Source organism: Xanthomonas sp. D-109, from assembly GCF_017746095.1.
GTDB lineage: Bacteria > Pseudomonadota > Gammaproteobacteria > Xanthomonadales > Xanthomonadaceae > Xanthomonas_A > Xanthomonas_A sacchari.
Genome location: NZ_JAGHWV010000003.1, coordinates 300,544 through 314,269, shown reverse-complemented (window position 1 = coordinate 314,269; position 13,726 = coordinate 300,544). Strand labels below are relative to the sequence as shown.

The 13,726-nt window shown below is 69.6% G+C and carries 12 protein-coding genes; 9 read left to right on the top strand and 3 right to left on the bottom strand.

Annotation, left to right across the window (positions count from 1 at the left end; genetic code table 11):
* Window positions 1-601: 601 nt before the first annotated feature.
* Window positions 602-1,393 (bottom strand): undecaprenyl-diphosphate phosphatase, encoded by a 792-nt coding sequence (locus tag J7357_RS05835; RefSeq protein WP_209245347.1) that lies wholly within the window; start codon window positions 1,391-1,393, stop codon window positions 602-604.
* 225 nt (window positions 1,394-1,618) lie between these two features.
* Between J7357_RS05835 and glnA the strand changes: the two genes are divergently transcribed.
* The 7 genes from glnA to J7357_RS05800 all read left to right on the top strand — a co-directional run bounded on the left by glnA (window position 1,619) and on the right by J7357_RS05800 (window position 9,533).
* Entirely contained in the window at window positions 1,619-3,028 is a 1,410-nt protein-coding gene (gene glnA, locus J7357_RS05830) for a type I glutamate--ammonia ligase (protein WP_010341075.1), read from the top strand.
* Window positions 3,029-3,353: 325 nt separating this feature from the next.
* Entirely contained in the window at window positions 3,354-3,692 is a 339-nt protein-coding gene (locus J7357_RS05825) for a P-II family nitrogen regulator (protein ID WP_010341076.1), read from the top strand.
* 19 nt (window positions 3,693-3,711) lie between these two features.
* Window positions 3,712-5,151: an ammonium transporter gene (amt, locus tag J7357_RS05820; RefSeq protein ID WP_209245346.1), complete on the top strand. Its 1,440-nt coding sequence runs from the start codon at window positions 3,712-3,714 to the stop codon at window positions 5,149-5,151.
* A 334-nt stretch (window positions 5,152-5,485) separates the two neighbouring features.
* On the top strand, window positions 5,486-6,517 hold the full coding sequence (locus J7357_RS05815) for an ATP-binding protein (RefSeq protein ID WP_209245345.1): 1,032 nt from the start codon (window positions 5,486-5,488) through the stop codon (window positions 6,515-6,517).
* 10 nt (window positions 6,518-6,527) lie between these two features.
* Window positions 6,528-7,958, top strand: a complete 1,431-nt coding sequence (ntrC, locus tag J7357_RS05810; protein WP_209245344.1) for a nitrogen regulation protein NR(I) — start codon at window positions 6,528-6,530, stop codon at window positions 7,956-7,958.
* Window positions 7,959-8,249: 291 nt separating this feature from the next.
* The gene (locus tag J7357_RS05805) at window positions 8,250-8,828 is read left to right on the top strand and encodes a superoxide dismutase family protein (protein WP_209245343.1); all 579 of its coding nucleotides are present in this window, start codon (window positions 8,250-8,252) and stop codon (window positions 8,826-8,828) included.
* A 78-nt stretch (window positions 8,829-8,906) separates the two neighbouring features.
* Window positions 8,907-9,533: a superoxide dismutase family protein gene (locus J7357_RS05800; protein ID WP_209245342.1), complete on the top strand. Its 627-nt coding sequence runs from the start codon at window positions 8,907-8,909 to the stop codon at window positions 9,531-9,533.
* A gap of 162 nt (window positions 9,534-9,695) precedes the next feature.
* On the opposite strand, the gene J7357_RS05795 is transcribed toward J7357_RS05800, so the two are convergent.
* Window positions 9,696-10,262, bottom strand: coding sequence for an NADAR family protein (locus tag J7357_RS05795; protein ID WP_209245341.1), 567 nt, complete (start codon window positions 10,260-10,262; stop codon window positions 9,696-9,698).
* A 196-nt stretch (window positions 10,263-10,458) separates the two neighbouring features.
* Complete coding sequence (locus tag J7357_RS05790) at window positions 10,459-11,346, bottom strand: hypothetical protein (protein WP_209245340.1); 888 nt, start codon at window positions 11,344-11,346, stop codon at window positions 10,459-10,461.
* A 105-nt stretch (window positions 11,347-11,451) separates the two neighbouring features.
* Between J7357_RS05790 and J7357_RS05785 the strand changes: the two genes are divergently transcribed.
* Both J7357_RS05785 and J7357_RS05780 read left to right on the top strand, forming a co-directional pair.
* On the top strand, window positions 11,452-12,732 hold the full coding sequence (locus tag J7357_RS05785) for an acetyl-CoA C-acetyltransferase (protein ID WP_026143786.1): 1,281 nt from the start codon (window positions 11,452-11,454) through the stop codon (window positions 12,730-12,732).
* A 180-nt stretch (window positions 12,733-12,912) separates the two neighbouring features.
* Entirely contained in the window at window positions 12,913-13,482 is a 570-nt protein-coding gene (locus J7357_RS05780; RefSeq protein WP_209245339.1) for a hypothetical protein, read from the top strand.
* Window positions 13,483-13,726: the final 244 nt, after the last annotated feature.

Here is a 13,726-nt window from a genome sequence, read left to right as displayed (position 1 = left end):
GTACGGCGCGCGCAGCGCCTCGCCGATCTGACATTGCGAGGCTTCGCCCGGACCCTCATCCGCCCCTGCGGGGCACCTTCTCCCGAGGGGAGAAGGGAAGAGCCGTAGCCCCTCTCCCCCCGGGAGAGGGGTTGGGGTGAGGGTACGGCGCGCGCAGCGCCTCACCGATCTGACATTGCGAGGCTTCGCCCGTACCCTCATCCGCCCCTTCGGGGCACCTTCTCCCGAGGGGAGAAGGGAGAAGCCAAAGCCCCTCTCCCTTCGGGAGAGGGGTTGGGGTGAGGGTACGGCGCGCGCAGCGCCTCGCCAAACTGTCATCGCGAGGCTACGCCCGTACCCTCATCCGCCCCTTCGGGGCACCTTCTCCCGAGGGGAGAAGGGAGAAGCCGAAGCCCCTCTCCCCCGGGAGAGGGGTTGGGGTGAGGGTACGGCGCGCGCAGCGCCTCGCCGATCCGTCATTGCGAGGCTACGCCCGGACCCTCATCCGCCCCTTCGGGGCACCTTCTCCCGAGGGGAGAAGGGAGAAGCCGAAGCCCCTCTCCCGCCGGGAGAGGGGTTGGGGTGAGGGTCGGCGCGCGCAGCGCCTCGCCCACTCAACCCCTCACGCTGCCGGCAACCACAGCAGCAGCGCCGCGCCCAGCACGATGCGGTACACCGCGAAGGCGGTGAAGCGGTGCGACTTGATGTAGCCCAGCAGCCACTTCACCACCACGAAGCCGGTGACCATCGAGGCGACGAAGGCCAGGGCCACGTCGCCCCAGTTCTCGCTGCCCAGGCCGCCGTCCTTGTACAGCTCCAGGAACGAGTAGGCGCTGGCCGCGAACATGGTCGGAATGCCGAGCAGGAAGGCGAACTCGGCCGCGGCCGAGCGCTTGCTCAGGCCCAGCAGCATCGCCAGGAAGATCGTCGCCGCCGAACGCGAGGTACCGGGAAACACGCCGGCCACCACCTGCGCCAGGCCGACCGCGATGGCCACCGTCCAGGTCACCGTCTCGCGTTCCGGCAGGCGTGCGGCGAAGTACTCGGCCACCAGCATCCACACGCCGCCGATCACCAGCGCCCAGGCCACCGGTTCCACATTGTCGGGCAACTGCCAGCCGGCCTTGCGCACCACCAGGCCGACCACCGCGGTGACCAGGAAGGCGGCGCCCAGCTTGAACGCGTAGTCGCGGTTGGCGCGGTCGCCCAGGCCGGTCGCCAGGTCCCACAGGCGCTGCCGGAACACCAGGGTGGTGGCCAGGATCGCGCCGGCCTGGATCACGATGTTGAAGAAGTCGGAACGGTGGCCGAGCCAGCGCTCGGCGATCAACAGGTGCCCGGTGCTGGAAATGGGCAGGAATTCGGTCAGGCCTTCGATGATGCCCAGCAGCAGGGCCGACAACAGATCGCTCATGGAGGAGAGGGTCGCGTTTTGGGGGAGGGGAAGCTGCGCAAGGATAGAGCATCCTCCACGCGCACAAATTTGGTGCGTTCAGGTGTGAATGCACCAAGAAAGTGCAGTGCATTTGCATCGTTCGCGTGCACGCTTCAGCAGAATCAAGGGCTTGTGAGTGCCACACGCTTGGCATGGCGATTGCTGATACTCGCCCACGTCCTTCACAACCCGAGGTTGCATCGAATGTCTGCGGAAACTATTGAGAAGCTGGTCAAGGACAACAAGATCGAGTTCGTCGACCTGCGCTTCGTCGACATGCGCGGCGTGCAGCAGCACGTCACCTTCCCGGTCAGCATCATCGAGCCGTCGCTGTTCGAGGAAGGCAAGATGTTCGACGGCAGCTCGATCGCCGGCTGGAAGGGCATCAACGAGTCGGACATGGTCCTGCTGCCCGACGCCGACACCGCCTTCGTCGATCCGTTCATGGCCGATCCGACCCTGGTGCTGACCTGCGACATTCTTGATCCGGCCACCATGCAGAGCTACGGCCGCGACCCGCGCGGCGTGGCCAAGCGCGCCGAGGCCTACCTGAAGTCCAGCGGCATCGCCGACCAGGCGTTCTTCGGCCCGGAGCCGGAGTTCTTCATCTTCGACGGCGTGCGCTTCGGCAACGAGATGGGCCACACCTTCTTCAAGATCGATTCGGAAGAGGCGGCCTGGAGCAGCGGCAGCAAGATCGAAGGCGGCAACAGCGGCTACCGTCCGGCGGTCAAGGGCGGCTACTTCCCGGTGCCGCCGACCGACTCGCTGCAGGACCTGCGCGCCGAGATGTGCAAGACCCTGGAGCAGGTCGGCATCGAAGTCGAGGTGCACCACCACGAAGTGGCCACCGCCGGCCAATGCGAGATCGGCACCAAGTTCAACTCGCTGGTGAAGAAGGCCGACGAACTGATGATGATGAAGTACATCATCAAGAACGTCGCCTACCGCAACGGCAAGACCGCGACCTTCATGCCCAAGCCGATCGTCGGCGACAACGGCTCGGGCATGCACGTGCACCAGTCGCTGGCCAAGGGCGGCACCAACCTGTTCTCCGGCGACGGCTACGGCGGCCTGTCGCAGCTGGCGCTGTGGTACATCGGCGGCATCTTCAAGCACGCCAAGGCGATCAACGCCTTCACCAACTCCGGCACCAACAGCTACAAGCGCCTGGTCCCGGGCTTCGAGGCGCCGGTGATGCTGGCCTACTCAGCGCGCAACCGTTCGGCCTCGTGCCGCATTCCGTGGGTGTCCAACCCGAAGGCGCGCCGCATCGAGATCCGCTTCCCGGATCCGCTGCAGTCCGGCTACCTGACCTTCGCCGCGCTGATGATGGCCGGCCTGGACGGCATCAAGAACCAGATCGACCCGGGCGCGCCCAGCGACAAGGATCTGTACGACCTGCCGCCGGAAGAAGAGAAGCAGATCCCGCAGGTGTGCTCCAGCCTCGACCAGGCGCTGGAAGCGCTGGACGCCGACCGCGAGTTCCTCAAGGCCGGCGGCGTGTTCACCGACGACTTCATCGACGGCTACATCGCGCTGAAGATGCAGGAAGTGACCAAGTTCCGCGCGGCCACGCACCCGCTGGAATACCAGCTGTACTACGCCAACTGAGTTCCACGCGCGGCGATGGCGAAGGCTTCCCCTCCCTCCTTCGCCATCGCCGCCACCTGCCCGGCTGGGGAGCCGCGCAGGTGGTCCGCGCCCGCCATCGCGTCATCGATTGACCAGGGGATGTACCGCGCAACAGAGCGCTTGCGTGCCGTGGGCCACGTTCCCTCCCACGTCGCCGTTGCCGCCGCACCTTCGGTGCGGTGGGCCACGGCGTGATCCACGGAACGCATCGCGCAGCAGTAACCGCGCCGTTCGCGGCGCGGTCGATGGGCTCAGTGCCGGCCGGCCTCCGGCCGCCGGTTCCTTCCACCAACGGGGTATGCGCATGAAACTGATCACCGCCATCATCCGGCCATTCAAGCTCGACGAGGTCCGCGAGGCCTTGTCGCAGGCTGGGGTGTCCGGCATCACCGTCACCGAGGTCAAGGGCTTCGGTCGGCAGAAGGGCCACACCGAGTTGTATCGCGGTGCCGAATACGTCGTCGACTTCCTGCCCAAGATCAAGATCGAGACCGTGGTGACCGACGAGCGTCTGGATGCCGTGGTCGAGGCGATCCAGGGCGCGGCCGGCACCGGCAAGATCGGCGACGGCAAGATCTTCGTCACCGCCATCGAGCAGGTCGTCCGTATCCGTACCGGCGAAATCGGCGCCGATGCGCTCTAACCCCACCTTGGAGCCCTTCATGAAGACAGGTCTGTTCGCCGGGTGGAAGGCCCGGTTCTACGCGGTATGCATGCTGATGCTGGTCAGCGCGATGGCGGTCGGCGTGCCTGGCAACGCCTTCGCCCAGGCCGAAGTCACCCCGGCGCCGACGCCGGACGTGGTCACCGAACAACTGACGCCGCCGCCCGCGCCGGCCGCCGCGCCGGCACCGGCCGCTGCCGCGCCGGTGGTGGACAAGGGCGACGTCGCCTGGATGCTCACCTCCACGCTGCTGGTGCTGATGATGGTGGTGCCCGGCCTGGCGCTGTTCTACGGCGGCATGGTGCGCGCCAAGAACGTGCTGTCGGTGCTGATCCAGGTCGGCGTGGTGTTCTCGCTGATCGCGGTGCTGTGGGTGGTGTACGGCTACAGCCTGGCGTTCGCCGACGGCGGTCCGTTCATCGGCACGCTGCACAAGGCGCTGCTGGCCGGCGTCGACACCACCACGCTGGCCGACACCTTCTCCAAGGGCTTCAAGCTGCCGGAGTACGTGTTCGTCGCCTTCCAGCTGACCTTCGCCGGCATCACCGGCGCGCTGATCGTCGGCGCCTTCGCCGAGCGGGTGAAGTTCGCCGCGGTGCTGCTGTTCGTGGTCATCTGGTTCACCTTCGGCTACCTGCCGCTGGCGCACATGGTGTGGTCGACCCCGGGCTTCCTGTTCAGCAGGAGTGCGCTGGACTTCGCCGGCGGCACCGTGGTCCACATCAACGCCGGCGTGGCCGGTCTGGTCGGGTCCTACTTCGTCGGCAAGCGCCTGGGCTTCGGCCACACCGCGATGAAGCCGCACAACGTGACCCTGACCTTCGTCGGTGCCTCGCTGCTGTGGGTGGGCTGGTTCGGCTTCAACGCCGGTTCGGCGCTGGAAGCCAACGCCACCGCGGCACTGGCCTTCCTCAACACCCTGCTGGCCACCGCCGCGGCGGTGCTGGCGTGGTCGCTGACGGAGAAGGTGATCAAGGGCAAGTCCTCGGCGCTGGGCGTGGCCTCGGGCATGGTCGCCGGCCTGGTTGGCATCACCCCGGCCGCCGGCACCGTGGGGCCGTTCGGCGCGATCGCCATCGGCGTGGCCGCCGGCGTGATCTGCGTGTGGGGCGTGACCGGGCTGAAGAAGCTGCTCAACGCCGACGACACCCTGGACGTGTTCGGCGTGCACGGCGTCGGCGGCATCGTCGGTGCGATCCTCACCGGCGTGTTCACCGACAAGGCGCTGGGCGGCATGGGCTACGCCGAGGGCATGACCATGGGCAAGCAGCTGGTGGTGCAGGCCGAAGGCGTGCTGATCACCGTCGGCTGGATCGGCGTGGTGTCGGTGGTCGGCTTCCTGATCGCCAAGCTGGTGATCGGCCTGCGCGTGCCGGAAGACGCCGAGCGCGAGGGCCTGGACATCACCTCGCATGGCGAATCCGCCTACGAGTTGTGAGTTTCGCCGGCCCGCGACGGCGGTCGCGGGCCTTGTCGCAGTACGTGTGGCCGGAACTGGTTGCCGGCCCATGCACCCGCGGCCTTCGCCGGCGCTTCCTGGGGGGAAGCGCCGGCCATTCTCAAAAGATCGAGGTATTCCGCGTGGCCATTCGCCTCGCCACACCCCCGGCTTTCCGCAAGATTCCTGGCTGCGTCGCGTTGCAAGGTCCGGTGCTGGCGTCACCCGGTCCGCAGGCGGCCGCACGCCGCGCCGTCCGCAAGGGCAGGGGCCGTGCCGTGCGTCGCTCGCCCGTGCCGCCTGCCTGGCTTTGCACTACATTGGTGCAATGCGCATGAACACCCCGCCGCCCCCGCTTTCCGCCCTCGGTACCCCGGTGGTCTGGGCCGATGGCGACGGCCGCCTGCGCGGCGCCAACCCCGCCTTCGCGCGCTGGCTCGGGGTCAGCGTGCGGCGCCTGCTCGACCAGCCGCTGGCCTCGCTGGAAGTGCAGGGCGATGCGCTGGCCCGGTTCCTGCGCAACGACGAGCGCGACGTGCTGCGCCTGCACCGCATGGCCCTGGCCGTGCCCGGCGAACCCCCACGCTTTGCCGAGGGCTGGCTGTCGCGGCTGGACGACGGCGGCTGGCTGCTGGAAGCGCATCCGGTCGACGAATTCCCAACGCTGGACCCGGCGCAGGCCCTGCCGAACGCGCTCAGCGCGGCGCTCAAGGGCCTGGCCCACGAACTGCGTAATCCGCTGGCCGGGCTCAAGGGTGCCGCCCAGCTGCTGGCGCGGCGCGCCCAGCACCGCGACGAGGACGAACGCGAACTGATCGAACTGATCGGCGCGGAGATCGAGCGCCTCAACAGCCTGCTCGACCAGTTGCTGTCGCCGGCGCCGGCACGCCCGCACGCCATGCTCAACATCCACGCGGTGCTGGAGCGGGTGCTGCGCCTGGCCGAGAACGAAGGCGGCTGGTCGGTGCGCCTGCAGCGCGACTACGACCCCAGCATCCCCGAATTCCTCGGTGATGCCGACCGCCTCACCCAGGCGGTGTGGAACCTGGTGCGCAACGCGATCCAGGCCGGCGCCGCGCAGGTCACCCTGCGCACCCGCGTCGAGCACGGCCAGCGCATCCGCGACCGCGTGCACGCGCGCGGCCTGCGCCTGGAGATCGTCGACGACGGGCGCGGCGTACCCGAGGAACTGGCCGAACACCTGTTCCTGCCGCTGGTCAGCGGCCGCGCCGAAGGCAGCGGCCTGGGCCTGGCGCTGGCGCAGCAGGTGGCGCGCGAACATGCCGGCTCGCTGACCTACCGTTCCCGCCCCGGCCACACCGTGTTCACCTTGCTGCTGCCGCAGAGCGCAGCGGATACCGATTAGGAGCACCGCGATGACCGACGCCCTGCAAGGAACGCAACGGATCTGGGTGGTCGACGACGACCGTTCGGTGCGTTTCGTGCTGTCCACCGCACTACGCGACGCCGGCTACAGCGTCGACGGCTTCGACAGCGCCGCCGCCGCGCTGCAGGCGCTGGCGCAGCGGCCGATGCCCGACCTGCTGTTCACCGACGTGCGCATGCCCGGCGACGACGGCCTGGTGCTGCTGGACAAGCTCAAGGCCGCGCATCCGCAATTGCCGGTGATCGTGATGTCGGCCTACACCGACGTGGCCAGCACCGCCGGCGCGTTCCGCGGCGGCGCCCACGAGTTCCTGTCCAAGCCGTTCGACCTGGACGATGCGGTGGCGCTGGCCGCACGCGCGCTGCCCGATCCCGGCAGCGCCATCGCCGCGGCACCGGCAGTGACCCCGGCCGGGCAGGGCAGCACCGAACTGATCGGCGACACCCCGGCGATGCGCGCGCTGTTCCGCGCCATCGGCCGGCTGGCGCAGGCGCCGCTGTCGGTGCTGATCAACGGCGAGACCGGCACCGGCAAGGAACTGGTGGCGCACGCGCTGCACACCGAGTCGCCGCGCGCGCGCAAACCGTTCGTCGCGCTCAACACCGCGGCGATCCCGGCCGAACTGCTGGAGAGCGAACTGTTCGGCCACGAGGCCGGCGCCTTCACCGGCGCCCAGCGCCGCCACATCGGCCGCTTCGAGCAGGCCGACGGTGGCACCCTGTTCCTTGACGAGATCGGCGACATGCCGCTGCCGCTGCAGACCCGGCTGCTGCGCGTGCTGGCCGAGAACGAATTCTTCCGCGTCGGCGGCCGTGAACTGATCCGGGTCGACGTGCGGGTGATCGCCGCCACCCACCAGGACCTGGAGGCGCTGGTCGAACAGGGCCGCTTCCGCGCCGACCTGTTGCACCGCCTGGACGTGGTGCGATTGCAGTTGCCGCCGCTGCGCGAGCGCCGCGCCGACGTGCCGCAACTGGCCGAGAACTTCCTGGCGATGGCCGCACGCAAGCTCGACACCCCGCCCAAGCGGCTGGCGCCGGCGGCGCTGGATGCGCTGCGCGCCTATCCGTGGCCCGGCAACGTGCGCGAACTGGAGAACGTGTGCTGGCGCCTGGCCGCGCTGGCGCCGGCGGAAATCATCGATGCAGGCGATGTCGAGGCCGCCCTGCTGCGCGGCGGCCGCCGCGAGCGCAGCGGCGACGGCGGCGAGTGGGACACGCAACTGTCGGCCTGGGCGCAGCAGCGCTTGTCCGACGGCGCCGAGGGCCTGCATGCCGAGGCCCGCGAACGCTTCGACAAGGCGCTGCTGGAAGTTGCGTTGCGCTTCACCCAGGGCCGCCGCGCCGAAGCCGCCGCCCGCCTGGGCGTGGGCCGCAACACCGTCACCCGCAAGCTGGGGCCCGGGCGGCGGCGGCGCTGAGGGGCGGGATTGGGGATGACCAGCCTGCGGCTGTTGAGAGCCGGGATTAGGGATTCGCAACGGCGATGTCCCACTTTCGGGCGGGTGTCGCCGCTGCACGCGGCGCGTGTTGCGGCATGACGTCGCAAGCCATTGCGCCGAACCGCCTGGCGCTACGCTCCTGCGAATCCCCAATCCCCAATCCCCAATCCCCAATCCCCAATCCCACCCGACTAGACTGCACGCCGTGCACCTTCATGAGGTCTGCACGGCTGCCCCTCTAGTTTCGCCCTGCCACAGGAGTCGATGTCGATGCGTTATGGATTGCCCTTCGCCGCGAGCGCCTTGTTGATGCTGGCCGCGTGCAGCAGCGCGCCGCCCAAGGCCCCGCCGCCGCCGCCGCCCAAGGCGCCGCCGCTGGCCAGCGCCGGCACGGTGCAGCAGGCGCAGGCCGTGCTGGCGCCGGCGTCCGGCAGCCTGGTCAGCGGCAAGCTGTCGCTGGTCGCCGCGCCCGGCGGCGTGCGCATCACCGGCACGCTGGGCGGTCTTCAGCCCAACCGCAGCTTCGCCTTCCATGTGCACGAGCGCGGCGATTGCAGCGCGGCCGACGCCAGCAGTGCCGGCGGCCACTTCAACCCGCTCGGCGCGCCGCACGGCCGCGCCGGCAACGGTCCGCACCACGCCGGCGACATGGACAACCTCAACGCCAATGCCGACGGCACCGCGCAGATCGACGTGCTGTTGCATGGCGTGGTCCTCGGCGGCGGTGCGGCCAACGACATCGTCGGCCGCGCGCTGGTCGCGCATGCCGATCCGGACGACTACCGCAGCCAGCCGGCCGGCAACGCCGGCGCGCGCGTGGCCTGCGGCGTGATCCGCCCGCTGCGCTGACCTCGCATCGCTATTTCCGCCCGGGTCCGCCTGGGAGGTCCGTCCGCATTCCGCGGCTCTGTAACGAAGGAGAACCCCATGCGTCGTACCCTTCCCAGTCTGCTGTTCCTGGCCACCACCCTGGCGCTGAGCGCCTGCAAGCGCGAAGAACCCGCCGCCACGCCGGCGGCGACCCCCGAACCCGCTGCCGCCCCTGCCGCGAGCGCACCGCCGGCCGCCAGCAACGCCACCGGCAGCGCCAGCGCGGCGCTCAGCCCGACCCAGGGCAACGAAGTGGCCGGCGAGGTCAAGTTCACCACCGTCGACGGCGCCGTGCATGTCACCGGCACCATCACCGGGCTCAAGCCCAACAGCGAACACGGCTTCCACATCCACGAGTTCGGCGATTGCAGCGCGCCCGACGGCAGCAGCGCCGGCGGCCACTTCAACCCGGCCAAGACCGAGCACGGCCAGGTCGGCAGCGATCCGCACCACGGCGGCGACATGCCCAACCTCAAGGCCGACGCCGAGGGCAAGGCGACCATCGATGCGGCGGTGTCCAACAACGTCAACATCGGCAAGGGCGACGGCTTCGACATCCTCAACCACGCGGTGATCGTCCACGCCGACCCCGACGACTACAAGAGCCAGCCCACCGGCAATGCCGGCGGCCGCCTGGCCTGCGGCGTGATCAAGGGCGACGCGGCGGCTGCGCCGGCGCAGTAAGCGCACGCCGGATGACGTTCGAGATGGCGGCGTCCGCGTTGCGGGTGCCGCCGTCTTCCCGTTTCCTGGATCTGGACTTGCCTGGTCGGCGCTGATCCGGCAAACGGCTTAAGTCGCGCCGGATCGCGGTTGGATGCCGCAGAGCGGCGGCGTGTCTCGCGCTCAGCGAGGATCTGGTTCCGCCAGTTGCCGACGGACCTCCATCAGGGCGAAGCCCAGCAGGTTCTCGCCCTGCCACGTCGTGGGATCGGCGGCGCGCGGGTCGTCCGCCGCCAGGCCGATGCCCCAGATCCGGTCGACCGGACTGGCTTCGACCAGCACCCTGTCGCCGGTCCCGAGCAGGAAGGTTTTCAGCGCCGCATGCTGGCCGAACTTGCCCAGGTTGCCCGCGATGACCAACTGCATGCGGGCGTCGCGCCAGGTGGATTCATCGAAACCCTGGATCTCCCGCCCGATCGCCTTGACCTCGCCCGGGTGCGCTGCGGCCAGGATGCGGGCACAGGCGGCACGATCGCCGAACAGCCGCGCCTTGCCGGCCATCATGTAATGCTCGGCGGTGGGGTAGGTCACCGAATCGAGCACGAAGGGCGCCTCGAACCATTGGCTGAAGCAACTGCGGTCGATGGCGCCGGGCTGTTTCGGCGTATGCCCCCAGAAGTGGACGAACTTGAGGTGTTCGCCCGCCTGCTGACGTGCGCACAGCGCTTCCGCGGTCAACACGGTGTGCATGGATGTCCTCGCTGGAAATCAAGTTCGTCTGCACTGCTGCAACCGCGCAGTGCCAGGGCAGCGCTGCGGATGCTGCGACATGCTGTTGCGGCCGCCTGTTGCCGGATCAGCACGGCATCGCGTTCCCTCTGCAACGCGCGCTTGCCCGGATGCCACCGCTGGCCCGCTTGCTCCGGTCGGGCGCTGCCGACGTGGCTCAGGCCGCCAGCAACGCCTGCTTGGCGTCCTGCCCGCTCTCGCAATGCACGTACAGCACCGGCAGGCCGTGTGCCTCGAGCACTGCAGCCAGTTGCCGCTGGCGTGCCAGGTACTGCTCGTAGACCCGCTGCAGGCGTTCGCAGTCCTGGCGGTCGTAGGCGTAGTGCGCGCACCAGCTGGCCGGGTCGAACAGCGCCATGCGCACCTCGCCTTCGCGGTAGCGCAGCAGCGGCTCGGGCGGAGCCTGCAGCCATTCTTCCTGGTCCGGCGCCAGCAGCGCGGTCTCGATCAACGGCCACAGCGGTGCCAGGCCCTGGTTGTCGTACTGCATCGACATCATCGCTGCCAGGTCGTTGCCGGTCAGGTAGCGGGCGTGCTCGATCTGCGCGCCGAAGCCCTGCTGTGCCAGCAGCGCGGTGTCCGCTTGCGCCATGCCCTGTGCCAGCAACACGTCCTCCAGCGCTTCGGCCACGGCCTGCACGCTGTCGGCGGGGCCGCTGAGCAGGAACGGCACCACCCGCAACGCGCCGCCACGCAGGCCGGGGTCGGCCTGGAACGGCAGCGGCACACTGCCGTCGGCATCGGTACCGAAGGCCAGCAACCGCGGGCCTTCGGCGCGGCCGGGCGCGCGGGCGGCGAGTTCCTCCAGGCGCCGGTGCAGCGGCCAGCCCGGACGCAGCGCTTCGGCCGGATCGAAATGCGCGCCGGCCAGGCTCAGTTCCAGTTCGCGCACCGCCGGCACCAGTTGCGCCAGGTCGCGGCCGACCTTCTCGGCCAGTTCGGCGGCCTGCGCATGCGGCAGCGCCGGATGCGCCGGTTCGCGCCCGGAGGACAGTTCCAGGGCGATCACCCCGTGGGCGTGGCGATTGGCGGAGGCTTGGGTCATGGGATTGGCGGTTGGCCCGTCGCGGGCGCATAGCTACACTCGCTTCATTATGCCTGCGCTACCGTGCAGGCCATGTCCCCGACTCCCCTCGCGCGAGGTAATCCCATGCCAGCAGCCCGTCCCGTCGCCATTCTCGGCGGCGTCCGCATTCCGTTTTGCCGGCAGAACACGGCGTATGCGGATGTCGGGAACCTCGGCATGTCGGTGCGCACGCTGGGCGCGCTGGTCGAGCGTTACGGGCTGCACGGGCAGCAGCTGGGCGAAGTGGCGATGGGCGCGGTGATCAAGCATTCCAGCGACTGGAACCTGGGCCGCGAGGCGGCGCTGTCGTCCGGGCTGTCGCCGCTGACCCCGGGCATCACCCTGCAGCGCGCCTGCGGCACCAGCCTGGACAGCATCATCACCGTCGCCAACAAGATCGCGCTGGGGCAGATCGAGTCGGGCATCGGCGGCGGCTCGGACACCACTTCCGAAGTGCCGATCGTCTACGGCAAGAAGCTGCGCGCGCGGCTTCTTGCGGCCAACCGTGCCAAGAGCACCGGCGACAAGCTGCGTGCGCTGACCCGCGGCTTCAAGTTCGCCGAGCTCAAGCCCGAGTTCCCGGGCGTGGCCGAACCGCGCACCGGCAAGAGCATGGGCGACCACTGCGAGGACATGGCCAAGCAGTGGAACATCTCGCGCGATTCGCAGGACGCCTGGGCGGTGTCCTCGCACCACAAGCTGGCCGCCGCCTACGAGCGCGGCTTCTTCGCCGACCTGATCGCGCCGTTCCGCGGCGTGGAGCGCGACAACATCCTGCGCGCGGACACCTCGCTGGAGAAGCTGGCCACGCTGAAGCCGGCCTTCGACAAGGTCAGCGGCCGCGGCACCCTGACCGCGGCCAACTCGACCCCGCTCACCGACGGCGCCGCCGCGGTGCTGCTGGCCTCGGAAGAATGGGCGCAGGCGCATGGCCACGTGCCGATGGCCTATCTCCGCGATGCGCAGGTGTCGGCGGTGGATTTCGTGCACGGCGAAGGCCTGCTGATGGCGCCGACCGTGGCCGTGCCGGAGATGCTCAAGCGCCATGGCCTGCGCCTGCAGGACTTCGACATCTACGAGATCCACGAGGCCTTCGCCGCGCAGGTGCTGTGCACCCTGCGCGCGTGGGAGAGCGAGGACTACTGCCGCACCCGGCTCGGCCTGGACGCGCCGCTGGGGCAGATCGATCCGGCCAAGATCAATCCGGTAGGCTCGTCGCTGGCCACCGGCCATCCGTTCGCCGCGACCGGCGCGCGCATCGTCGCCACCGTCGCCAAGCAACTGGTCGAGCGCGGCGGCGGCCGCGCACTGATCTCGATCTGCACCGCCGGCGGCATGGGCGTGGTGGCGATCGTCGAGCGCTGAGCCCGGTGCGGGCGCGTGCCTGCACGCGTGCCCACATCCTCCCAGGACGCGCCTGCGCGTCATCCACCGGTCCTTGCACGCTGGCGCCGCCAGCGCTTACCGCGCTGCATCCGTCGCGCTACCATGCCCGCCGATTCGCCTGCGCCACGCGGGCGACACGGCGCGCAGGGGGCGCAGGCCATGACCGAGCAGGGCAGTTTCAATCCGTACCAGGCGCCCAGCGTCGCCAGCCCGTCCAGCCTGCCGCCGCCGTTGCCGGGCGAAACGTTGTGGCGCGATGGCACGGATTTGCTGTGCCTGCGCGATGCGCCGTTTCCGCCGCACTGCGTGAAGTGCGGGGCGGCGCTGCGCAACGACGAACTCAAGAAGCGCACCTTCTACTGGCACGCGCCGGGTTGGTACGCGCTGATCCTGGTGAGCATCCTGGTCTATGCGATCGCGGCGCTGGTCGCGCGCAAGCGCAGCAGCCATGTGCTCGGGATGTGCGCGGAGCATCGGCGTCGGCGCAACCGGTACATCCTGTTGATCGCGGGTGCCTTCCTGGTTGGTCCCTTGCTGGGATTCGCCGTCGGCGGTGAGAGCGGGTTCTGGCTGGGCGGCGCCGTGTTCCTGGTCATGCTGATCTGGGGCATGTTCGGCGCGCGCATCCTGGTGCCGCGGCGCATGGACGAGCGCTACGCGCGCTACAAGGGCCTGGCACCCGCGTTCCTGGCGCGCCTGCCGGCGCTGCCGCCGGCTCTGAGGCGCTGAGCGGCCGGACGCGGCTGGCCTAGCTTCGGAGTCGATGACCGGCGAGCGGCTGGCCTTAACACACGACGCGCCCCGTGCGTTCTGCCGTGCTCCTGGGATCTTTGCTGATCGGCCCGCGAGCGATGCGCGTGCGCTGCCGCGTCCGGAAGCATCCATGACGCGCTTTCGCCGCGGATCAGCGTGCCCGGCCTGGTCTTGTAGGCTCGGCCATCTCCAACAACACCGGGACGGATCCCGTAGGAGC

What these genes read in the sequence shown, in the direction of transcription:
- J7357_RS05795 (WP_209245341.1), bottom strand. Translation starts at nt 10,262, where the DNA reads ATGCACACCGTGTTGACCGCGGAAGCGCTGTGCGCACGTCAGCAGGCG.
- J7357_RS05805 (WP_209245343.1), top strand. Translation starts at nt 8,250, where the DNA reads ATGCGTTATGGATTGCCCTTCGCCGCGAGCGCCTTGTTGATGCTGGCC.
- ntrC (WP_209245344.1), top strand. Translation starts at nt 6,528, where the DNA reads ATGACCGACGCCCTGCAAGGAACGCAACGGATCTGGGTGGTCGACGAC.
- glnA (WP_010341075.1), top strand. Translation starts at nt 1,619, where the DNA reads ATGTCTGCGGAAACTATTGAGAAGCTGGTCAAGGACAACAAGATCGAG.
- amt (WP_209245346.1), top strand. Translation starts at nt 3,712, where the DNA reads ATGAAGACAGGTCTGTTCGCCGGGTGGAAGGCCCGGTTCTACGCGGTA.
- J7357_RS05835 (WP_209245347.1), bottom strand. Translation starts at nt 1,393, where the DNA reads ATGAGCGATCTGTTGTCGGCCCTGCTGCTGGGCATCATCGAAGGCCTG.
- J7357_RS05785 (WP_026143786.1), top strand. Translation starts at nt 11,452, where the DNA reads ATGCCAGCAGCCCGTCCCGTCGCCATTCTCGGCGGCGTCCGCATTCCG.
- J7357_RS05825 (WP_010341076.1), top strand. Translation starts at nt 3,354, where the DNA reads ATGAAACTGATCACCGCCATCATCCGGCCATTCAAGCTCGACGAGGTC.
- J7357_RS05780 (WP_209245339.1), top strand. Translation starts at nt 12,913, where the DNA reads ATGACCGAGCAGGGCAGTTTCAATCCGTACCAGGCGCCCAGCGTCGCC.
- J7357_RS05790 (WP_209245340.1), bottom strand. Translation starts at nt 11,346, where the DNA reads ATGACCCAAGCCTCCGCCAATCGCCACGCCCACGGGGTGATCGCCCTG.
- J7357_RS05800 (WP_209245342.1), top strand. Translation starts at nt 8,907, where the DNA reads ATGCGTCGTACCCTTCCCAGTCTGCTGTTCCTGGCCACCACCCTGGCG.
- J7357_RS05815 (WP_209245345.1), top strand. Translation starts at nt 5,486, where the DNA reads ATGAACACCCCGCCGCCCCCGCTTTCCGCCCTCGGTACCCCGGTGGTC.